19 protein-coding genes are annotated in these 21,257 nt (G+C 61.1%); 9 read left to right on the top strand and 10 right to left on the bottom strand.

Annotated elements, in window-relative coordinates:
- Positions 1-40: 40 nt before the first annotated feature.
- Entirely contained in the window at positions 41-649 is a 609-nt protein-coding gene (locus tag ACM6IT_RS23875) for a tRNA-(ms[2]io[6]A)-hydroxylase (protein ID WP_414918807.1), read from the bottom strand.
- Positions 650-811: 162 nt separating this feature from the next.
- Between ACM6IT_RS23875 and ACM6IT_RS23870 the strand changes: the two genes are divergently transcribed.
- On the top strand, positions 812-1,675 hold the full coding sequence (locus ACM6IT_RS23870; protein ID WP_056727703.1) for a universal stress protein: 864 nt from the start codon (positions 812-814) through the stop codon (positions 1,673-1,675).
- Between the two features lie 111 nt (positions 1,676-1,786).
- Here the strand turns inward: ACM6IT_RS23870 and ACM6IT_RS23865 are convergent, their stop codons facing one another.
- The gene (locus ACM6IT_RS23865; RefSeq protein ID WP_056727706.1) at positions 1,787-2,257 is read right to left on the bottom strand and encodes a DUF1289 domain-containing protein; all 471 of its coding nucleotides are present in this window, start codon (positions 2,255-2,257) and stop codon (positions 1,787-1,789) included.
- Positions 2,258-2,715: 458 nt separating this feature from the next.
- Here ACM6IT_RS23865 and acnB point away from each other — a divergent pair, with 458 nt between their 5' ends.
- Complete coding sequence (gene acnB / locus ACM6IT_RS23860) at positions 2,716-5,316, top strand: bifunctional aconitate hydratase 2/2-methylisocitrate dehydratase (protein ID WP_056727708.1); 2,601 nt, start codon at positions 2,716-2,718, stop codon at positions 5,314-5,316.
- 87 nt (positions 5,317-5,403) lie between these two features.
- On the opposite strand, the gene ACM6IT_RS23855 is transcribed toward acnB, so the two are convergent.
- Positions 5,404-7,056, bottom strand: coding sequence for a SulP family inorganic anion transporter (locus ACM6IT_RS23855; RefSeq protein WP_414918806.1), 1,653 nt, complete (start codon positions 7,054-7,056; stop codon positions 5,404-5,406).
- Positions 7,057-7,150: 94 nt separating this feature from the next.
- Positions 7,151-8,431, bottom strand: coding sequence for a serine/threonine transporter (locus ACM6IT_RS23850; RefSeq protein WP_056727712.1), 1,281 nt, complete (start codon positions 8,429-8,431; stop codon positions 7,151-7,153).
- Between the two features lie 388 nt (positions 8,432-8,819).
- Here ACM6IT_RS23850 and ACM6IT_RS23845 point away from each other — a divergent pair, with 388 nt between their 5' ends.
- The 5 genes from ACM6IT_RS23845 to ACM6IT_RS23825 all read left to right on the top strand — a co-directional run bounded on the left by ACM6IT_RS23845 (position 8,820) and on the right by ACM6IT_RS23825 (position 12,982).
- Positions 8,820-9,203: a tautomerase family protein gene (locus ACM6IT_RS23845; RefSeq protein WP_056727714.1), complete on the top strand. Its 384-nt coding sequence runs from the start codon at positions 8,820-8,822 to the stop codon at positions 9,201-9,203.
- A gap of 28 nt (positions 9,204-9,231) precedes the next feature.
- Positions 9,232-9,819 carry a TetR/AcrR family transcriptional regulator gene (locus ACM6IT_RS23840; RefSeq protein WP_414918805.1) on the top strand — a complete coding sequence of 196 codons (588 nt, stop codon included), beginning with the start codon at positions 9,232-9,234 and terminating at the stop codon, positions 9,817-9,819.
- A 180-nt stretch (positions 9,820-9,999) separates the two neighbouring features.
- A complete protein-coding gene (locus ACM6IT_RS23835) occupies positions 10,000-10,965 on the top strand; it encodes a 2-hydroxyacid dehydrogenase (protein ID WP_056727718.1) in 966 nt (321 codons plus the stop codon).
- A 144-nt stretch (positions 10,966-11,109) separates the two neighbouring features.
- A complete protein-coding gene (locus ACM6IT_RS23830) occupies positions 11,110-12,177 on the top strand; it encodes a phosphotransferase family protein (protein ID WP_414918804.1) in 1,068 nt (355 codons plus the stop codon).
- Positions 12,178-12,214: 37 nt separating this feature from the next.
- Positions 12,215-12,982: an SDR family oxidoreductase gene (locus ACM6IT_RS23825; RefSeq protein ID WP_095059930.1), complete on the top strand. Its 768-nt coding sequence runs from the start codon at positions 12,215-12,217 to the stop codon at positions 12,980-12,982.
- Positions 12,983-13,047: 65 nt separating this feature from the next.
- Here ACM6IT_RS23825 and ACM6IT_RS23820 read toward each other — a convergent pair whose 3' ends face one another.
- The 6 genes from ACM6IT_RS23820 to ACM6IT_RS23795 all read right to left on the bottom strand — a co-directional run bounded on the left by ACM6IT_RS23820 (position 13,048) and on the right by ACM6IT_RS23795 (position 19,017).
- Positions 13,048-13,269: a hypothetical protein gene (locus tag ACM6IT_RS23820; protein WP_156385868.1), complete on the bottom strand. Its 222-nt coding sequence runs from the start codon at positions 13,267-13,269 to the stop codon at positions 13,048-13,050.
- Between the two features lie 144 nt (positions 13,270-13,413).
- Entirely contained in the window at positions 13,414-13,665 is a 252-nt protein-coding gene (locus tag ACM6IT_RS23815; protein ID WP_056727723.1) for a DUF1652 domain-containing protein, read from the bottom strand.
- 184 nt (positions 13,666-13,849) lie between these two features.
- Positions 13,850-15,343: a helix-turn-helix transcriptional regulator gene (locus ACM6IT_RS23810; protein ID WP_414918803.1), complete on the bottom strand. Its 1,494-nt coding sequence runs from the start codon at positions 15,341-15,343 to the stop codon at positions 13,850-13,852.
- A 109-nt stretch (positions 15,344-15,452) separates the two neighbouring features.
- Positions 15,453-16,343, bottom strand: a complete 891-nt coding sequence (locus tag ACM6IT_RS23805; RefSeq protein WP_056727727.1) for a LysR substrate-binding domain-containing protein — start codon at positions 16,341-16,343, stop codon at positions 15,453-15,455.
- A 5-nt stretch (positions 16,344-16,348) separates the two neighbouring features.
- Positions 16,349-18,553 (bottom strand): molybdopterin cofactor-binding domain-containing protein, encoded by a 2,205-nt coding sequence (locus tag ACM6IT_RS23800; protein WP_414918802.1) that lies wholly within the window; start codon positions 18,551-18,553, stop codon positions 16,349-16,351.
- On the bottom strand, positions 18,553-19,017 hold the full coding sequence (locus ACM6IT_RS23795; protein WP_056727731.1) for a (2Fe-2S)-binding protein: 465 nt from the start codon (positions 19,015-19,017) through the stop codon (positions 18,553-18,555). The genes ACM6IT_RS23800 and ACM6IT_RS23795 overlap by 1 nt, the downstream gene beginning before the upstream one ends.
- A gap of 118 nt (positions 19,018-19,135) precedes the next feature.
- Here ACM6IT_RS23795 and ACM6IT_RS23790 point away from each other — a divergent pair, with 118 nt between their 5' ends.
- Both ACM6IT_RS23790 and ACM6IT_RS23785 read left to right on the top strand, forming a co-directional pair.
- Positions 19,136-20,026, top strand: a complete 891-nt coding sequence (locus ACM6IT_RS23790) for a LysR substrate-binding domain-containing protein (RefSeq protein WP_223542592.1) — start codon at positions 19,136-19,138, stop codon at positions 20,024-20,026.
- 299 nt (positions 20,027-20,325) lie between these two features.
- On the top strand, positions 20,326-21,255 hold the full coding sequence (locus ACM6IT_RS23785) for an amidohydrolase family protein (RefSeq protein ID WP_056727736.1): 930 nt from the start codon (positions 20,326-20,328) through the stop codon (positions 21,253-21,255).
- The last annotated feature ends 2 nt before the right edge of the window (positions 21,256-21,257 follow it).

Genomic DNA, 21,257 nt, shown 5'->3' with positions numbered 1-21,257 from the left:
ACTTGCTCGCGAAGGCGTCCGCCAGAACAACACCGAATAATCAGGCCGCCGCCGGCACACCACTATGAAAACGGAATTCCACGTCCGGCGACTCGATCAGTTCCTGCTCGGCGGCGCAAACCTTGTCGATCACCTGGGCGATGTCCTTGGCGTCGCCGTACTGGTAGGCCAGTTTCAGGTAACCCTGGAAATGCCGGGCCTCGCTCTTGAGCAGACCGAAGTAGAACTTGCCCAGTTCTTCGTCCAGATGCGGCACCAGGGCTTCGAAACGCTCGCAACTGCGAGCCTCGATGAACGCCCCCACCACCAGGGTGTCCACCAGTTTCACCGGCTCGTGACTGCGTACCACCTTGCGCAGCCCCGATGCATAGCGCCCCGCGGACAACTGGCGCAGTTCGATCTTGCGCCGTTTCATCAGGCGCATGACCTGTTCGTGGTGCACCAGCTCTTCCCGGGCCAGGCGCGACATCATGTTGATCAGATCGACGTGGGAGTGATACTTGGCGATCAGGCTCAACGCGGTGCTGGCGGCCTTGAATTCGCAGTTCTTGTGGTCGATCAGCAGGGTTTCCTGATCGGCCAGCGCGGCCTGGATCCAGCCGTCGGGGGTGCGGCAGCCAAGGAACTCGTGAATTTCGGGAAGGATCATGGGGCTCACGGAAAAATAGGTTCAAAACGAAGGGCGCCGATTATACCGGCCTGCCCGCAGACCACCAGTCGCCAACCGTTGATATGCATCAAGTCCCCGAATCGCAGACAGCAACTATAGTTGTGCAACGCCGTGCTTTTTTATTTTCAGGAGATCCCGCACATGCAAGCCATTCGCAGCATTCTGGTGGTCATCGAACCCGAGCACTCGGAAAGCCTGGCGCTCAAACGGGCCAAACTGATTGCCAGCGTGACCCAGGCACAGTTGCATCTGCTGGTGTGCGACCGCAAGCATGATCACAGTGGCATGCTGGGTGTGCTCAAGGCCGCATTAACGGAGGACGGCTACGTCGTCACCACCGAGCAGGCCTGGAACGAGAGCCTGCACGAAACCATCATTGATGTGCAGCAAGCCGAAGGCTGCGGTCTGGTGGTCAAGCAGCACTTCCCCGACAGCCCGTTGAAAAAAGCCCTGCTGACCCCAGAGGACTGGAAACTGTTGCGGTCCTGCCCGACTCCGGTGCTGCTGGTGAAAACCGCCGGTTCATGGAAAGACAAAGTGATTCTGGCAGCCGTCGACGTCGGCAACACCGACCTCGAACACCGCCACTTGCACGACACCATCATTGATCATGGCTATGACATCGCCACCCTGGCCAAGGCCCACTTGCACGTGATCAGCGCCCACCCGTCGCCCATGCTTTCGGCGGCCGACCCGACGTTTCAACTCAGCGAAACCATCCAGGCGCGCTATCGCGAACAGTGCAAGGCGTTCCAGGCGGAATTCGACATCGACGATGATCACCTGCACATCGAGGAAGGCCCGGCGGACGTGTTGATTCCGTTCATGGTGCACAAGCTGCAGGCGGCGGTGACAGTGATCGGTACCGTGGCACGTAGCGGGTTATCAGGGGCACTGATCGGCAATACGGCGGAAGTGGTGCTCGATTCGGTCGAGAGCGACGTGCTGGTGCTCAAGCCGATGGAAGTGGCGGATCATCTTGAGGAGATTACCGACAAGCATTGAGATCTTTGCTGTTTGGCCGGACGCCATCGCGAGCAAGCTCGCTCCCACAGAGGATTTGTGAACGATACAGATCCCCTGTGGGAGCGAGCTTGCTCGCGATGCTTTTAAGGGCTACCCACCAAAGGCATCTTTCAGGAACCCCGGCGCAATGTAGCGCTGGTAATGGGCTTCGGAGAGCAGGAAAAATTCCCGATCAATGGCGTCGCGCAATTCCGGCAGGTTCCACTCACGAAACTCCGGCAGCAGCACCATCCCGTAGGCTTCCAGGTTATTGATCACCCGCGCGCCTCGCGCAATCAACTGATAGGCCCAGCAATATTCCGACTGATGGGGCACGAAGCGGATCTTGCGTTGCTCCAGCTGCATTCTGAGCAGCGCCGGATCGAAAATTTCCACCTTGGCGGCCATCACCTGCGACAGCAACTGCTCAAGACGCAGCCATACCGCGCGCTTTTCTTCCTCGTTGTAACCGTTCCAGTGGATCACTTCGTGGTGGAAACGCTTGCAGCCACGGCACACCAGGTCACCGTAAACGGTGGAGCAGAGGCCGACGCAGGGGGTCTTGATGGTCTGATTGGGCATAGATAGGCAAAAACGCGAGAAAGCAGAACAGGCCCGCATGTTAGCCCTTTGTCGGCCATTGATCACCCCTCAAAGTTCAGGGCCCATGGAGAATCGGGCTCTGCTGAGCGCCTCCACCAAAGTCCAATAAACACTGACTTACCTTTAATTTTTTTTTGCCGTAGAATCAGCCTGCCTTTTTAGGCGCCAATGTCCGTTAGAAGCTGTTTTCAAAGCGTCACGAGCACAGTCGTTCCTTCAGAGCGGTGTTGGCGAGGGGTTTTTCCAGCGGGGAAAAGCCCAACGCCAACCCTCATCAGCTCCCGTTCTGCAGGCGTAAAACTTTGAAAGCAGCTTCTGTAAGGAATTGCCGGTAATTCTGGCTAAGTGGCTCACAACGCCATGCAGCGCATGAGTACGGCAATTTCGGGATGAGCGTCCCGGACACCCATTTGGGACCACTGATGAGGGTAATAACTGTGCTTGAAGCCTACCGCAAACATATCGAAGAGCGCGCAGCACTGGGTATCGTTCCCCAGCCGCTAAACGCCGAACAAACTGCAGGCCTGGTCGAGCTGCTGAAAAATCCCCCGGCTGGCGAAGAAGCATTCCTCGTTGACCTGATCACCAATCGCGTTCCGCCTGGAGTGGACGAAGCTGCCTATGTAAAGGCCGGCTTCCTGTCCGCCATCGCCAAAGGCGAAGCCAAATCCCCCCTGATCGACAAGAAGCGCGCTGTTGAACTGCTCGGCACCATGCAGGGCGGCTACAACATCGTGACTCTGGTTAACCTGCTGGACGACGCCGAACTGGCTCCAGTAGCGGCCGAAGAACTCAAGCACACCCTGCTGATGTTCGACGCCTTCCACGACGTCGCTGAAAAAGCCAAGAACGGTAACGTTCACGCCCAAGGCGTGCTGCAATCCTGGGCTGACGGCGAGTGGTTCGTGAAGCGCCCGACCCTGGCCGACAAGATCAGCCTGCGCGTGTTCAAGGTCACCGGCGAAACCAACACCGACGACCTGTCCCCTGCGCCTGATGCCTGGTCCCGTCCAGACATCCCGCTGCACGCCCTGGCCATGCTGAAAATGGCTCGCGACGGCATCGTGCCTGACGCACAAGGCGTCACCGGTCCGATGAAGCAGATCGAAGAAATGCGCAACGCCGGCTTCCCTATCGCCTACGTCGGCGATGTGGTCGGTACCGGTTCTTCGCGTAAATCGGCGACCAACTCCGTACTGTGGTTCTTCGGCGACGACGTTCCTTACGTACCGAACAAGCGTGCCGGCGGTTTCTGCTTCGGCAGCAAAATCGCTCCGATCTTCTACAACACCATGGAAGATGCCGGCGCACTGCCAATCGAATTCGACGTTTCCAACATGCACATGGGCGACGTGATCGACCTGTACCCGCATGCTGGCAAAGTCTGCAAGCACGGCACCGACGAAGTCCTGACCACCTTCGAAATGAAGACTCCGGTGCTGTTGGACGAAGTTCGTGCTGGCGGCCGTATTCCGCTGATCATCGGCCGTGGCCTGACCGAGAAGGCTCGCACCGAGCTGGGTCTGCCACCTTCGACCCTGTTCAAGAAGCCTGAAGCTCCGGCTGAAAGCACCAAGGGTTTCACCCTGGCGCAGAAAATGGTCGGCAAGGCGTGCGGCGTAGCTGGTGTGCGTCCAGGCACCTACTGCGAACCGAAGATGACCACCGTCGGTTCCCAGGACACCACCGGTCCAATGACCCGTGACGAACTCAAAGACCTGGCGTGCCTGGGCTTCTCGACCGACCTGGTGATGCAGTCCTTCTGCCACACCGCGGCTTATCCAAAGCCGATCGACGTGACCACCCACCACACCCTGCCTGACTTCATCATGACCCGCGGCGGCGTTTCCCTGCGTCCGGGCGACGGCATCATCCACTCGTGGCTGAACCGCATGCTGCTGCCAGACACCGTCGGTACCGGTGGTGACTCCCACACCCGTTTCCCGATCGGCATCTCGTTCCCGGCCGGTTCCGGCCTGGTTGCGTTCGCCGCTGCCACCGGCGTCATGCCGCTGGACATGCCTGAGTCGATCCTGGTTCGCTTCAAAGGCGAACTGCAACCAGGCGTCACCCTGCGTGACCTGGTTCACGCCATTCCTTACTACGCGATCCAGGCTGGCCTGCTGACCGTAGAGAAGAAAGGCAAGAAGAACGCGTTCTCCGGTCGCATCCTGGAGATCGAAGGTCTGCCTAAGCTGACCGTCGAGCAAGCGTTCGAACTGTCTGACGCCTCGGCTGAACGTTCGGCTGCCGGTTGCACCATCCAGCTGTCCAAAGAGTCGATTGCCGAATACCTGCAGTCCAACATCACCCTGCTGCGCTGGATGATCGGCGAAGGCTACGGCGATGCACGTACTCTGGAACGTCGCGCTCAAGCGATGGAAGCCTGGCTGGCCAACCCTGAGCTGCTGCAAGCGGACAAAGACGCCGAATACGCTGAAATCATCGAGATCGACCTGGCCGACATCAAGGAGCCTGTGCTCTGCGCGCCAAACGACCCGGACGACGCCCGCCTGCTCTCCAGCGTTGCTGGCGAGAAGATCGACGAAGTGTTCATCGGTTCGTGCATGACCAACATCGGTCACTTCCGCGCTGCCGGTAAGCTGCTGGAACAGGTCAAGGGTCAGCTGCCAACCCGTCTGTGGCTGTCGCCGCCGACCAAGATGGACGCTCACCAACTGACCGAAGAAGGCTACTACGGCATCTACGGCAAGGCTGGCGCGCGCATGGAAATGCCGGGCTGCTCACTGTGCATGGGTAACCAGGCACGTGTAGAGCCGAACTCGACTGTGGTGTCGACTTCGACCCGTAACTTCCCGAACCGTCTGGGTGACGGCGCGAACGTCTACCTGGCTTCGGCTGAACTGGCGTCCGTGGCTTCCATCCTGGGTCGCCTGCCGACCGTCGAGGAGTACATGGAATACGCCGGCAAGATCGACAGCATGGCGGCCGATGTCTACCGCTACCTGTCCTTCGACCAGATCGCCGAGTTCCGTGAAGCTGCTGCGAACGCCAACATCCCGGTCGTTCAAGCCTAACGTAGCAACGCAATGAAAAACGCCGCCCATCGTGAGATGAGCGGCGTTTTTTTATGCCTTCAATTTGAACACCGCCCACACAGAGGGTCATGCATTCAACTGGAGGGCCTGTTGCACCGCCCCATCCACACTCAACCCACTCAGCACCACCCCACTAACCTCCGCCTGCGGCAACACCGCCAACGCCGCTTGTGCGTCGTCTTTCAGGCGCGCCAGAATCAGCTGTTTGCCCCCCTGATGCACCCGCACAAAAAACTCCTGCAACGCCTCAATGCTGGTGCCATCCAGATCGGGCGATTCCTCAAGACTGAGGATCACCGTATGAACCGGCGTTTGCGAATGCCGGATCAAGTGCAAGGCACCGCCAAGAATCCGCTCGACGTTGGCAAAAAACAACGCCTCACCCGGCCGCACAATCAACACGCCCGGCACCGTTTGCGCCGTTGGATGGCGCTGCAGGTCGACAAAGTCGTGCCCGATATCGATGCGCCCCAGGATCTGGATATCCGCCGCCGACATCTGCTTGAGCATCAGCAACACACTGATCGCCACCGCCACCAGCAAACCGTCCAGTACCCCCAGCAGCAACACAGCCCCCACGGCGCAGATCACCAGCAAGCGGTCTCGGCGCCAGATGAAATAGCGTCCCAGCGGCTGCAGGCTCAAGCCCCGCCCCAGGGCATGAATGACGATGGCGGCGAGGATCGGTTCCGGGGTCAGGGCGATGTAAGGCAGCACCGTCAGGACAATGACCAGCACCACCAGCGCCGCCACGATACCGGCCAGGCGCGAAGTGGCACCGGCTGCCTCATTGGCCGACGTCGCCGAATACCCCGCGCCCGCCGGCATGCCGTGGAACAGGCCGGACAACAGGTTGGAAGCCCCCAGCGCCAGCAGGTCGCGGTTCGAGTTGACGCGGTCGCCATGCTTGAGCGCATAAGCACTGATCGAGCCATAGGATTCCGCATACAGAATCAACACCATGGCGAACGCCAATTCCCCCAGACGCAGCCAGTCGGCAAACGGCAGCACCGGCAGCTTCGGCACCTCCAGGCTCAGGTCGATCACACCGATCAGCTTCACGCCATAGGCCGGCAGGTCCAGCCACTGTCCTGCCGCAATGCCGATCACCACCACCAACAAACCACCCGGCAAACGCCGAAACCGCGCAAACAGCCATAACAGGGCCAACGCCACGGCACCGACCACCGCTGCGGTCCGGTTCCATTGCGGCAATTGCTCCAGCAGCTGCGGCAGAAACCCCACCAGATTGGCATCGGTCAAATGCACGCCGACCACGCTGGCGACCTGCTTGAGGATGATGGTCAGCGCCAGGCCAAAGGCAAAGCCGCGCAGTACCGGCTTGGCAATGAACGAGGTCACGCCGCCGAGCTTGAACATCCCGGCCAGCAAAAAAAACACCCCGGTCACCAGCACCAGGCCGAGGGCCAGGGTCGAGCGAAGCCCGGGGTCGCCATTGGCCAGGGTGGCGGTCGCCGCAGCCAGTACGGCGGCGGAGGATGAAGTGGCCGAGACAATCGCAAAGCGGCTGGTGCCGAACAGGCCATAACACAGCAGCCCGGCAAACAAGGCGATCACCCCGGCCTGAGGCGCCAGTGCGGCGATGCTTGAATAGGCGACCGCTTCGGGCAGCAACAGGCCGGCAATCGACAAACCGGCCAACAGGTCCTGCCAGCGGTTGGGTTGCTCGGTGGGATTAGCCTTTGGGGCGTTCGACAATCCAGTGCCTCCAGGCGAAAAAAAACCACTGCACGTATCACGTGCAGCGGCCACTGTAGCTGTCAATCCGGCACTGCGCGAGCAGGCCGGTCGATCATGCGGTCAGCGAGTAGATCAACGCCGTGATCGCCACCAGGCCCACCGCCGTCACGAAGACGTTGGATGCCTGACCGCGATAGCGTGCCATCGCCGGCACCTTGCGGATGGCGTACATCGGCATCAGGAACAGGATCGCCGCGATCACCGGGCCGCCGAGGGTTTCGATCATGCCGAGGATGCTCGGGTTCAGCGTAGCGACGATCCAGCACACCACCAGCATGAACGCGGCAGTCATACGGTCCAGGGCCTTGGCGGACGGACGCTTGCCGCTCTTGACGATCAGGCCCTTGAGGCCTTCGCTGGCGCCGATGTAATGCCCCAGGAACGACTTGGAAATGGCCACGAAGGCAATCAACGGCGCCGCGAAGGCGATGGTCGGATTGCTGAAGTGGTTGGCCAGGTACGACAGGATCGACAGGTTCTGCGCCTTGGCTTCAGCCAGTTGCGCTGGCGACAGGGTCAGCACGCAACTGAAGACGAAGAACAGCACCATCACCACCATCAGCAGATGGGCGCGGGACAGGATCTGCGAGCTGCGCTCCTCGGCGTGTTCACCGTAGCGACGCTTCTGGTCCACGGCGAACGCCGAGATGATCGGCGAGTGGTTGAACGAGAACACCATCACCGGAATCGCCAGCCACAGGGTATGCAACAGCGCCGACGGCGCCGGCACGCTGCTCGCGGTGGTGAGTATGCCGCCGTTCCAGTGGGGAACCAGGTACACCGCCAGGAACAGCAGCGCGACGATGAACGGATAGACCATCAGGCTCATGGCCTTGACGATCAACTGCTCACCACAACGCACCACCGCCAGCAGGCCGAGGATCAGCACCAGCGACAGCACGGCGCGCGGTGGCGGCATGATGTGCAGTTGATGTTCCATGAAGCTGCCGACCGTGTTGGTCAGGGCCACGCTATAGATCAGCAGGATCGGGAAAATCGCGAAGAAGTACAGCAAGGTGATCAGCGCGCCGGCCTTGATGCCGAAATGCTCTTCCACCACCTCAGTGATGTCGGCGCCTTCGCGACCGGACAGCACGAACCGGGTCAGCCCGCGGTGCGCGTAGAACGTCATCGGGAACGCCAGCAACGCCAGGATCAGCAGCGGCCAGAAGCCGCCCAGGCCTGCGTTGATCGGCAAAAACAGGGTTCCGGCACCAATCGCCGTGCCAAAAAGGCCCAGCATCCAGGTGGTGTCCTGGCGATTCCAGCTTGAAAGCGTCGCGGGTGTCGCTTCTACATAGCGTTCGTTAACGCTATTGGCCTGATCATTCATCCGGTGGGATCTCCACATTCCGGTCACTTGCCACCCGGCCAGGACGCGTCGGAATACCCGACAGGCGGCGTCCGGCCGAAACAGGGGCGGCATTCTGGGGGATTAGTGAGCAGAAGCAAAGACTTAGGTGAGGAACGGTGGTACCAGATAGACGAAAATCCTCTGTGGGATATCCCCTGTGGGAGCGAGCTTGCTCCGGGCGGCGTTCCGACGATAGCGGTGTATCAGTCGGAGAATAGGTTGCATGTGCCGCAGCCATCGCGAGCAAGCTCGCTCCCACAAGGACCTGCGGTGCAACTGCGCGTCATCGCCAAAACGCAATGCGCGCTTGATAAAGGTCTACCATCATGTATTTATAACCGACCAGCATTCCTTCCGGAGTCTTCCCATGCCACTGGTTCGCGTCGACATCAAAAAACACCGGGACCCCACCCACGCCAAACGCATCGGGCAACTGATCTATGCCGCCATGCGCCAGACCATTGGCGTACCGGAACACGACAACTTCCAGATCCTGGCCGAACACGACGAGCAGCATTTCATCTTTGATCCCGAGTATCTGGGCATCAACCGCAGCGACAACCTGGTCGTCATCCAGATCACCCTCAACGAAGGGCGAACCCTGGAGCAGAAAAAAAACCTCTACAAAACCATCGCCGAAAGCCTTAACGCAGAGCTGGCGGTGCGCCTGGAGGACGTTTTCATTAATCTGGTGGAAGTGAAAAAAGAGAATTGGTCATTCGGCAACGGAGTTGCCCAATACGCCCTCTGATGTCCAACCTGCAAACCGAGAATGACCCATGCCCCGAGTTTCCCGCAAACAAGCCGACCTCAACCGCGAGACCATAGTCAATGCCGCCACACGGCTGTTTCGTGAACGCGGCTTGCACGGGATCAGTGTGGTCGATGTGATGGCCGCCGCGGGCCTGACCCACGGCGGTTTCTACGGGCACTTCGAATCCAGGGAAGCCCTGGCGCAAGAGGCCAGTGGCCGGGCTTTCGATCAGGCCGCGCAACGCTGGCTGGGACGGGTGGCCGAGCATGACAGCAAGGACGCCGCCCGCCGCGCCGTGGTCGAAACCTACCTGTCCAACGAAAGCCGGGACAATCCGGGCGACAGCTGCCCAGTGGTGGCGTTTGCCGGGGACATGTGCCATGAGGCCGCCGAGAGCGGATTGCGCCAAACCTATCTGCAAGGCCTGAACAACCTGCTTGATTCCCTCGGCTCGCTGCTGGACGCAGAGGACGAAGCCGGCAAACGGCAGCAGGCGCTGGTGCAGTATTCGCTGATGTTCGGCGCGCTGATGCTGTCCCGGGCCACCCGCGGCGATCCGCTGTCGGATGAAATTCTCGAAGCTGCCCGGGCCGCCCTCACGCCGTCGAAGTAAATCGCCCGCCCCCACGCAATAAAAAGATCGCAGGCTTCGCCAGATCCTACACTCAGCGCAGTGCCCTCAACGGCGCAGGAGCTGCCACGGGCCGCGATCGCTGGTGGTTGCCAAGCCACCCTGAAATCAGCAATCTCAAGTGACGTTCGAACCGATTTTTCGATGCCCAGGGAGCCAAGCATGCCCGTAACCGTTCTGGTACTGGTTGAAACCATCAATGATTACCTGCCTATCCTTGAACATCAGGGCTTTCACCTGATCCTGGCCCCGACGCCCACCGAGCGCGCCGAAGCCATCGCCCGCCACACCGGGCAGATCGACGCCGTCCTCACCCGTGGCCCTCTGGGGCTATATGCCGATGAAATCGCCGCCCTGCCCAACCTCAAGATCATCTGCGTGATCGGCGCCGGCTATGAACACGTCGACCTGCAGGCCGCAGCGAACCGGGGCATCACCGTCACCAATGGCGCCGGGGTCAACGCCTCGTCCGTCGCCGACCATGCCATGGCGCTGCTGCTGTCGCTGGTACGCGACATTCCTCGCTGTGACGCCGCCGTACGGCGCGGTGAGTGGCCGAAGATCATGCGCCCTTCCCTGGCCGGCAAACGCCTGGGCATCCTCGGCCTCGGCGCGGTCGGCATGGCGATTGCCAAACGCGCCAGCGCCGGTTTCGACATGGACATTTGCTACCACAATCGCCAGCGTCGCAGCGATGTGTCCTACACCTTCTGCTCGACCCCGACCGAACTGGCACGGGCCTCGGACTTCCTGATCGTCGCCACCCCCGGCGGCGTGGGCACCCGGCAACTGATCAATCGCCAGGTACTGGACGCGTTGGGCCCCAACGGGTTTATCGTCAACATCGCCCGGGCCAGCGTGATTGCCACGGCCGACCTGATCGCCGCCCTGGAGCAACGCCGGATCGCCGGGGCCGCGCTGGATGTGTTCGACGCCGAGCCGAAGGTGCCGGATGCACTCAAGACCCTGAGCAACGTGATCCTCACTCCCCATGTCGCCGGGCTGTCCCCGGAAGCCACCCAGGGCACAGTCGAACTGGTGGGCAAGAACCTCGTGGCATTTTTCTCCGGCCAACCGGTGCTCACACCGATCGAACTACCGTCGGCCGAGAGCCAGCTCGCCCATTGAGGGCGAGTCAAACAGCTGTATCAAAAACAATGATTGGCCGGCAACACGCTCACCTATAAGAGCCGTTCGCGGTTGTAGGTGCGCAGTGTGCGCATTAGATTAGCCAATAGTTCAAGGCCTCCAGAATAAGCAGAAGGGATAAGCATGGCGCTTAACGACCAGTCCACCCGTATCCGCACCGGCGAAGAGCTCGATGCCAGCCTGATCGATCCGTATCTCAAGGCCCATATTCCGGGGCTCAGCGGCTTGCCACGGATCAGCCAGTTTCCGGGCGGCGCTTCAAACCTCACCTACTTGCTGGAATACCCCGAACAGGAATTAGTCCTGCGTCGCCCGCCCTTCGGCCACAAGGCCAAGTCGGCCCACGACATGGGCCGTGAATTCCGCATCCTCAATCAACTGCGCGACGGTTTTCCGTACTGCCCGAAAGCCTACGTGCACTGCACCGACGAATCGGTGATCGGTGCCGAGTTCTATGTCATGGAACGGGTCAACGGCATCATCCTGCGCTCAGACCTGCCGCCGGAACTGGGCCTGGACTCGGCGAAAACCGAAGCCCTGTGCAAGAGCTTCATCGACAAGTTCGTAGAGCTGCACCGCGTCGACTACAACGCCTACGGCCTGGGTGACCTGGGTAAACCCGAAGGTTACGTGGCGCGCCAAATCAAAGGCTGGAGCGATCGCTACGAAAAGGCCCTGACCCCCGATGCGCCACAATGGGACACGGTGAAGGCCTGGCTCAACGACAAGATGCCGGCCGACCATCCGACCTCCAGCATCGTGCACAACGACTACCGCTTCGACAACGTGATCCTCGACCCGAACAACCCGATGCAGATCATCGGCGTGCTCGATTGGGAACTGACCACACTGGGCGATCCACTGATGGACCTGGGCAATACCCTCGCCTACTGGATCGAAGCCGATGATCCGGCGCCGGTGCAGATGATGCGCCGCCAGCCGAGCCATGCACCGGGCATGCTGACCCGCCGCGAATTCGTCGACTACTATGCCGAGCGCTCGGGCATCCGCATCGACAATTTCGACTTCTACTACACCTACGGCCTGTTCCGCCTGGCCGGCATCGTGCAGCAGATCTACTACCGCTTCTACCATGGCCAGACCCAGGACAAACGCTTCGCGCAGTTCATTCACATGAACAAGCTGCTGGAGCAGATGAGCTTGCAGGTCATTTCGAAATCCAGCCTCTGATCAGCTTCATCACAAGGCTTAATAACAAGGGAATCCCATGTCCAAGACTCAGTTGTTCGACCTCGATGGCAAGATCGCTTTCGTCTCCGGCGCCAGCCGTGGCATCGGTGAAGCCATCGCCAAACTGCTGGCCCAGCAAGGCGCCCACGTGATCGTGTCGAGCCGCAAGCTCGAAGGCTGCCAGCACGTCGCCGACGCGATCATCGCCGCCGGCGGCAAGGCCACCGCCGTTGCCTGCCATATCGGCGAAATGGAACAGATCAGCCAGGTCTTCGCCGGCATCAAGGAACAGTTCGGCCGCCTGGACATCCTGGTCAACAACGCCGCGACCAACCCGCAGTTCTGCAACGTGCTGGACACCGACCTCGGCGCCTTCCAGAAAACCGTCGACGTGAACATCCGCGGCTACTTCTTCATGTCCGTCGAAGCCGGCAAGTTGATGCGCGAAAACGGCGGCGGCAGCATCATCAACGTGGCCTCGATCAACGGCGTTTCACCGGGCATCTTCCAGGGCATCTACTCGGTGACCAAGGCGGCGGTGATCAACATGACCAAGGTGTTCGCCAAGGAATGCGCGCAGTTCGGGATTCGCTGCAATGCCTTGCTGCCGGGCCTGACCGACACCAAGTTCGCCTCGGCACTGGTGAAAAACGAAGCCATCCTGAACACCGCGCTGCAGCAGATCCCGCTCAAGCGCGTGGCCGACCCGAGCGAAATGGCCGGCGCAGTGTTGTACCTGGCCAGCGATGCTTCCAGCTACACCACCGGCGTTTCGCTGAATGTGGATGGCGGTTTCCTGTCCTGATCGTCTGAACAGCACAAATCCCTGTGGGAGCGAGCCTGCTCGCTCCCACAGCGTAAAAACCCGATTTACTGCGTGACGCAACGCGTCGTGGTGGTGACTCGGGTCACCTGCCCGTCTTCAGCCCGTACATCGCCCAGGACATCGGTTTTATCCATGGCCTGGCAGGTGCGTTCAGGAGGGGGTGGAGTGACCACAGGCGGGGGTGGCGGACTGGAGCAGCCGCCGAGGATCGCCACGCACAATGCCAGCGACAAGGGTGAGATAACGCGTTTCCCAAGAGTTTTCATAGGTTGACCCGCGATAAGTGATAGACACATTTTTTGTGACAACAAAACCGGCGCGCAAAGTCCATACACCTGTCAAAAAAAATAAATATCTGCGAATCACTCATAGCGCAGCCCGTGGCCAACACCCGTAAAAGCTGACAGTTCTTACATCGCCGTATCAGGCCGTTGCAAGGAATTACTGTCCAGTTCGTAACGCAGTTCTTCGATCAATACAGTGACCGACTGCGCCGTCTGCAACGTGCTCATGTGCAGGCCACTGACCACCAGGTCCACCTGGCCCGACACCGGGTGGTAGAGCTTCACGGTCAGCGAATGGTCGCCGGTGACACTGCATTCGCAAGCCAGGGGTGAAAAACTGCGCTCGATCAGCATCCGCAGTTGCGCCTGGGTAATCATTGCAGCGAGGCCTGGCGGGTTGAAGCATCGGGTAACTGGCTCATGAGGCTGTTCCTTTTGGCGGTTTACCAAGGCGGTGCCGACGACTTGAAGCCATCTGCCGCACCTCCTCAGCCTAAAAACCACCACACCGGGTCGACACATGAATTTGCACCCTGCGTTCTAGTGCATTTGCACCTTAACGCTACCCCCTGGGTCGCCATTCACTGGAGAACAGTCCCCGCTCCCTCGCCCAGACAATCGCCTCGCTGCGGCTGTGCACACCGAGCTTGGAATACACCGTCGCCACATGGTTGCGCACCGTGTTCGGCGCCAGCTTCAGGCGCGCGGCGATTTCCTTGTCGGCCCGGCCTTCGCAGATCAGCCCCAGCACATCGCGCTCCCGGGCGGTCAGGTCGGCGAAGGACACACCGGGCAGTTCCGGTGAGTTGAAGCGCTTCACGTTGGCCAGTTTTTCAATCAGCGTGCGGCTGAACCATGAGGCGTCCTTCATCACCTCCTCGATGGCCGACACCAGTTCCAGCTCGGTGCGCTTGCGCTCGGTGATGTCCATCAGCACCAGCAGATAACAGGGGATGCCCTGAATGTTCACGGTGTCCGCCGACACCGCGCAATCGATCAGCCCGGCGTCTTTCCTGCGCAGGCGCACGTCGATGCGATCCAGGCTGCCGGTTTTCTCCAATGCGGCGAACAACCGAGTGCGTGCGCCCTTGTCGTCGATGAAATCGATCTGCGCGATGTTCTCGCCCAGCACCTCTTCACCCGGATAACCGAGCGTATCGAGGAACGCCTCGTTGACGTCCAGCACCACCTGGTCACCCGCGCCACACACCAGTATTGGCACCGGAGACAGCCGAAACGCCTTGGCAAAGCGTTCTTCGCTTTGGCGCAGAGCCACTTCGGCCTTGTGTCGAGGCTCCATGTCGACGAAGGAAAACAGCATGCAGGCCTCATCGTTGAGTTCCAGCGGCTGGCCGGCGACGATGACCTGCTTGCTGCCGCCATCCGGTAGCCGCAATTCGGCCTGCATCTGCGCGATGGTCCCCCCTTCGCGCAAACATTGCTTGGCCAATGCCTTGTTTTCGGCTTGCTCCAGTACATCCAGTTCGTAGGTGGATGTGCCGATCACCTGATCGCGGGAGTAGCCGGTCATTTCAAGGAAGCCGGGATTGACCTTGATGTAGCGCAGATCACTGAGGCGACAGATCACCGCTGGCGCGGGGTTGGCAGCGAAGGTTTTCTCGAAGCGCTGCTCGGCGCTGGCCCACTCGGTGACATCGTCCATGATCAGCACCAACGACTCTGGTTCGCCCTGGCTGTCGGCCAGTACCAGGCTGCGCACGCGATGGACCCAGTTGTGCTCTTCTTCATCGGCCGCCGATGCCACCACCACCAGCACGTCACTAAACGTCTCGCCACGGGCCACACGGTTGATTGGATAGCTGTCGACCGGCACCAGGTGATTGTTGCGATAGCGCAGGACGAAGCGCTTGGCGTAGGCCTTGGCATCGGGCCCCAGATCGCTGACCTGCGAGACGCCGTGCATGGCCAGGGCAGCCTCATTGGCCCAGCGAATGGTCTGGTCGGGATCGAGCAGGATCACCCCGTCGGACAGCCCGGCGATGATCTGCTGCAACTGGCGACGATTGGTTTCGGTGGTCAGGACGTCCTGGCTCATTGCGACCCCACAAGTATGGTGACCCTGTGAAGAGTACGACCTTCGAGCTTAAGGTTAGTGCAACGAACCCTGTGGGAGCGGGCTTGCCCGCTCCCACAGGAATTAGTGTTCAGTTGGAGTTTTGCAACACCAGTTCGCGCAACGTATCGAGAAACAGCTTGAGCACCGGCGAATCATCGTCCGCGCGGTACGTGGCGTACAGCGGCACCTCCGGCAACGCCGGGGTCAGGCGCCGGAACACCAGGCCCGCCGGCGCCAATTGCTCGATGGATGCCGGCAGCAACGCCACGCCGAAACCTGCCCGCACCAGGCTGAGCAAGGTTTGCACCTCGATCACCTGCTGGCGGATCTGCGGGGTGAACCCGGCCTGGATGCAGCACTGGAAGAGAAAATCGGCGAACCGCGATTGCTTCAACTCCAGGGCGACGAATGGCTCCTGAGCCAGATCCGACGGCGCCAGGGTTTCACGCTTTGCCAACGGATGATCGACCGGCATAACCACCCGGATCGGCTCGTAGATCAGCAGTTCATTGCGCAACTGCGGGTCGTCATAGCCGACCCGGAACACACAGGCGTCGATGCGCTTTTCCTTGAGCGCCTTGACCTGCGCCGCCGGAGTCATCTCATGCAGGCGCCAGTTTACTTGCGGATAACGCTCGCGAAACAGGTGCAAAGCCCGTGGCAGCACCCCGACCATCACTGAGCTGATCATGCCGATTTCCAGTTCGCCCAACTGGCCACGGCCGGTCTGGCGCGTCAGGTCCAGCGCGCGGTTGAGTTGTTCGAACACCAGCGGCGCCTGTTCCTTGAGCATCTGCCCGGCGGCGGTCAACTCGACCCGGTGATGGCTGCGCTCGAACAATGGCGTGCCCAATTCCTCCTCCAGCAGACGGATCTGCTGGCTCAGGGGTGGCTGGCAGATATGCAAGCGGGTGGCGGCCCGGCCGAAATGCAGCTCTTCAGCCAGGGCCATGAAGTACCTCAGCAAGCGCAAGTCCATGCCCGTTATCCCAGGTTCAGCGGTGTAGAGCGCTGGCGCACGCCGGTCAGGCTGAACAGGGCATTGGCAATAGCCGGGGCCACCGACGGGCTGCCCAGCTCACCGACACCACCGGGCTTGGCCGGATCGCCGTCGACCAGCAGGATGTCCACCGCCGGCATGTCCGACATGCGCGTCACCCGGTAATCATGGAAGTTGCTCTGCACCACCCTGCCTTGCTTGATGTCCATCCGATCGAACAACGCGTGGCCGAGCCCCCACATCAAGCCGCCGTAGATCTGCTCTTCAACGCCGCCGGGCGACACCGCCAGGCCGCAATCGACCACGCAGGTGAGCTTCTCGACCTTGATCACGCCATCCTTTTTCGACAGGCGCGCAACCACCGCAATGAAGCTGGTGTAACCCTGATTCGTGGCGATTCCCAGCGCCGTGCCTTCGGGCAGCGGCTGCGCCCAGCCGGCACGCTCGGCAGCGCTTTTCAAAACAGCGACATGCCGTGGCCGGTCCTGCATGTTGGCCAGGCGAAAAGCCAACGGGTCTTGCCCGGCGCCATGGGCCAGTTCATCCATGAAGCTTTCCACGGCGAACACATTGGGGATGAAGCTCACCGAGCGATACCAGCCACTGGGCACCTGGCTCTCGTGCCTGACCCATGTCAGGTCGAGGTTGGCCGGGCGATAGGCGAAATCCCAAGCGGTGATGGCTTCGGTGGTGCTGTAGTCCATTTTGTCGGGGCGCTCGAAATAGCCCGGCTCCCACTGCTCCGGCGAGGCCGGCGACACCGCGTCGAGCTGCAGCGCGGTCAAGCGACCCTGCGCATCCAGCGCACCTTTGGCCCGGTGCAGCGTGGCCGGGTGCATGAACAATGAACGCATTTCGTCTTCGCGGCTGTTCATCAGTTTCACCGGCACCCTGGCTTGCTGCGCCAGGTAGGCCACTTCGAACAACCAATACTTGGCCTCCCGCGCTCCGAAGCTGCCGCCGGACACCCGTTCGTTGATGGTGACTTTGTCCTTGGTGAACTTGCATATGACTTGCGCCGCTTCCAGCGCCGACGAAGGCACCTGCACCCCGCCCCAATAGGTGATGGCGTTGTCCTTGACCTGCGCGGTGATGCAGATTGGCTCAAGCGGGTTCTGCACCTTGTAGGGCATGCGGTAATCGGCTTCGAGCAGCTTTGCCGCATTCGGCCATTGTGCGTTCACATCACCCGCAGCCATCGCGGACACCCGTTGCGCGCCTTTGTCCGCCAGCGCCGCTACCTGGGCCTTGGCCAGTTCATCACTGTCGAAACCCGCCAGCGGCGAGTCGCTCCACTGCACCTTGAGCAATTCGCGCCCCTGATGCGCGGCCCAGTAACTATCCGCCAATACCGCCACGCCTTCGACGTTACCGCCGAGGACATCGGGACGCCCCGGCACCTTGATCACCTTACGCACGCCCGGCACCTGCAGTGCAACCGCGCTGTCCACCGACACAACGGTCGCCCCCAGCACGGGAGTGCGTTGAATCACCGCCACCAGCATCTCCGGCAACACCACGTCAATGCTGTATTTGAAGCGCCCGCAGACCTTGGCCTGGGCATCGCGCTTGTGCCGCAGCTTGCCGATGTACCTGAACTGCGCCGGGTCCTTGAGTGTGACCTTGGCCGGTGCCGGCAGATGCGCGGCGACACCCACCAGTTCGCCATAACCGAGGCTGCGCTTGCTCGCCCCATGAACCACGCGGCCTTCTTCAGTGATGCAACTGTCGGGGCTGACTTTCCACTGTTTGGCAGCCGCCGTGACCAGCAACGCCCGGGCCGTGGCACCGGCCATGCGCAGGCGGTCGTATTCCAGCGAGACGCTGGTGCTGCCGCCGGTGGAGAAGACTTTCCAGATCGGGTGAATGTAGGTTTCGAAGAACGGATCTTCCGGCGAGATCACCTGCACGGTCATCGGATTGACGTCCAGTTCCTCGGCCACGCAGGCGGCCAGGGCCGTGTGTGTTCCAGTGCCGGAATCGTGTTTATGCACCACCAGCTTTACCGTGCCGTCGGGCAGGATACGCACCCAGGCGTTGGGTTCGAATTCACCGGCAGGTGCCGGGGCTTTCGGGTCAGTCGCGGCAAGGCTCGAAGGCAGGTAAAAGGCAATGGCCAGGCCGGAAGCAACAGTCGCGGTTTGCTTGAGAAACACCCGTCGCGAAACATCCATCGGGGAGATCGTCATCACGCCTCCTTCGGCGCGTTGGCCGCGCGCTTGATCGCTTTGTTGATCCGCCCGTAAGTGCCGCAGCGGCACAGGTTGCCGGACATGGCATTGCGGATCGAATCGTCGGTCACCACGGCACCAGTGTTGAGCAACGCGGCGGCGGACATGATCTGACCCGATTGACAGTAACCGCATTGCGGCACATCTTCGGCAACCCAGGCCAGTTGCAGCGGATGCTGCTCAGTCGGCGACAAGCCTTCGATGGTGGTGATGCTGTGCCCCGCCACGGCGGCGACCGGCAGTTGGCAGGAGCGCACCGCGACGCCGTCCAGGTGTACGGTGCAGGCACCGCACAGGCCCATGCCGCAACCGAACTTGGTGCCGGTGAGTTTCAAGTGGTCACGCAGCACCCATAACAAGGGCATGGAGGGCGATGTCTCTGCCAGCTCGCGTCGTTCGCCGTTTACCGTGAATTCGATCATTGTCAGGCTCCAAGAGAGCGGCCCGTCTTTGTGCAGGCCTGGTGATCGATTATTGGAAGCCTTGGGAAAAACGGGCCAGCGACGATTTCTGCCATCCTGTGTAAGTAGGACTAACAGCATGTACAAGCGATACCCGTCGGTGCAGTCCATGAGCGCGTTCATCCAGGCGGCGCGCAGCGGCAGTTTCTCCAGCGCGGCGCGCAAACTCGACCTGACCCACAGCGCCATCAGCCAACAGATCCGCTCGCTGGAAGACTTCATCGGCCAGCCGCTGTTCGTGCGCGAAGGCGGCGGCAGCAACCTGACCGATGCCGGGCAACTGTTCGCCAGTGTGTTGTCCGACGGCTTGGCGCAGATCGACCGGGCGCTGTCTTCGGTGAAGAACCGCAGCGTGGCCCAGCGCCTGACCCTCGACATCGACAGCGAACTGGCCCAGAGCTGGCTCAATCCGCGCCTGCCGCAACTGCTGGACCTGTTGCCCGACCATGAGGTGGTGCTGTTGTCGATGCCACGCTCGGACCGCAGTGCATTCGAACGGGTGGACCTGGCCTTGCGCTACGGTTATGGCGACTGGGACGACTGCGAGATGACGCAGATTTGCGGGGACCGGGTGATGGCGGTGGCTTCGCCGGAACTGCTGAAACGTCATGGTCTGGAGCTGCCGTTGAGTCCGGCGCAGATCCTTCAACTGCCATTGCTGGGGTATACGCGACGGTCATGGATTCCGTGGCTGGATGCGGCCGGCATGCCTCCCGTCGAACCTGCGGCGCGGGTGGTGTTCGATAACGCAGCGAACCTGATTGCCGCTGCCGAGGCCGGCGTCGGTGCAGGATTGGTGCGTGGGTTGCTGGCGGCGGATGCGTTGCGCAGCGGTCGGCTGGTGGTGCTGAACGAGGCGCAGATTGCGGCGCATTACAACCTGTATGCGGTGTGGCCGCCGGGGCAGGCCGAGCGGGTGGCACCGGTGGTTGAGGCGGTCAAGCAGTTGGCTGAAAACACATTGCTTTAGGGTCAAAAGATCGCAGCCTTCGGCAGCTCCTGCACTCGTCTCCCGTAGGAGCTGCCGAAGGCTGCGATCTTTGATTTTCCTTCCCCCATATCGAACGCATATCAACCCCTCGCCCAATTAATATTGTACGAACCCGACACCCCCTTCCAATACTTGCCCCCAAGCAGCCAGCGTCCCGAGCCGGATGCGACCAGGCGAGGGAATGCGTGATGCTTTGCGCATAGAAATGGCCGATTACCCGGGACGTGGCTGCTGTGAACCGCAAGGTTCCCTTCCCCGCTATCAGGAGATCGACTTCAATGATCATCGATATCAGCTGCTATCCCACCGATCTGGTGGACCTCGCCTGGAGGCATGACGGTGACCCGTTCACCGGCGAGCGTCTGCTGGAGATGATGGATGGCCCGTACATGGTCAACGGCAAACCTCGCCGCATCGACAAAGCCTTCATCCAGCCACCCCAGGGCAACACCATCTACACCTGGACCGACGGCGATCTGACCGGCCGCGAGTCCATCGACGCCTACATGGCCTACACGCTGAAAATGGTCCAGACCTACCCGGACCGTTTCATCGGCTGCTTCGTCTACAACCCGCGCTGCGGCGTGGAGAACGGCGTCGAGGCCATCGAGCGCTATGTCAAGGAACACGGCTTCAAGATGGTCCAGATGCAGGCCAACATGCACGCCTACCGTCCGGACCGCGCCCTGGACTGGGTGCGCCCGGCCTTCGAGAAATGCGCCGAGCTGGGCATCCCGGTCAAGCTGCACACCGGCGACGGGCCTTACAGCATCCCGTCGGAATGGGTGCCGATGATCAAGGAATTCCCCAACGTCGATTTCATCATGGCCCACTTCGGCGTGCAGACCGGCGGGGTCTACGTGTTCGAGCCGATGCAATGGGCGATGGAATTGCCCAACGTCTACTGCGAATCGGGCTGGTGCCTGCAGTCGCGAATTGTCGAGTTCGCCAAGGTCCTGCCGACCCACAAGATCCTGTTCGGAACCGATACGCCGCCGAACGAACCCGGCATGTGGCTGCGCCTGCTGGAAGTGTTGTGCCACGAACCGCCGCAGGGCCTGAACCTCGACGAGGACACCCTCGAAGAGTACCTGGGCAACAACACCGCACGGATGATCGGCCTCGAACCGACCCCGCCACCTCGTTCCGTTTGCGAAGCAGAGGCGCAGCTCAAGCGCCCCGTCACCACGCAACTGGCCAGGAGCTGAAC

Source organism: Pseudomonas sp. IT-P4 (assembly GCF_949767755.1).
In the GTDB taxonomy this organism is placed as follows: Bacteria; Pseudomonadota; Gammaproteobacteria; order Pseudomonadales; family Pseudomonadaceae; genus Aquipseudomonas; species Aquipseudomonas monachiensis.
The sequence above is the reverse complement of the archived record's forward strand: the minus strand, read 5'-3'. Positions and strand labels throughout refer to the sequence as shown.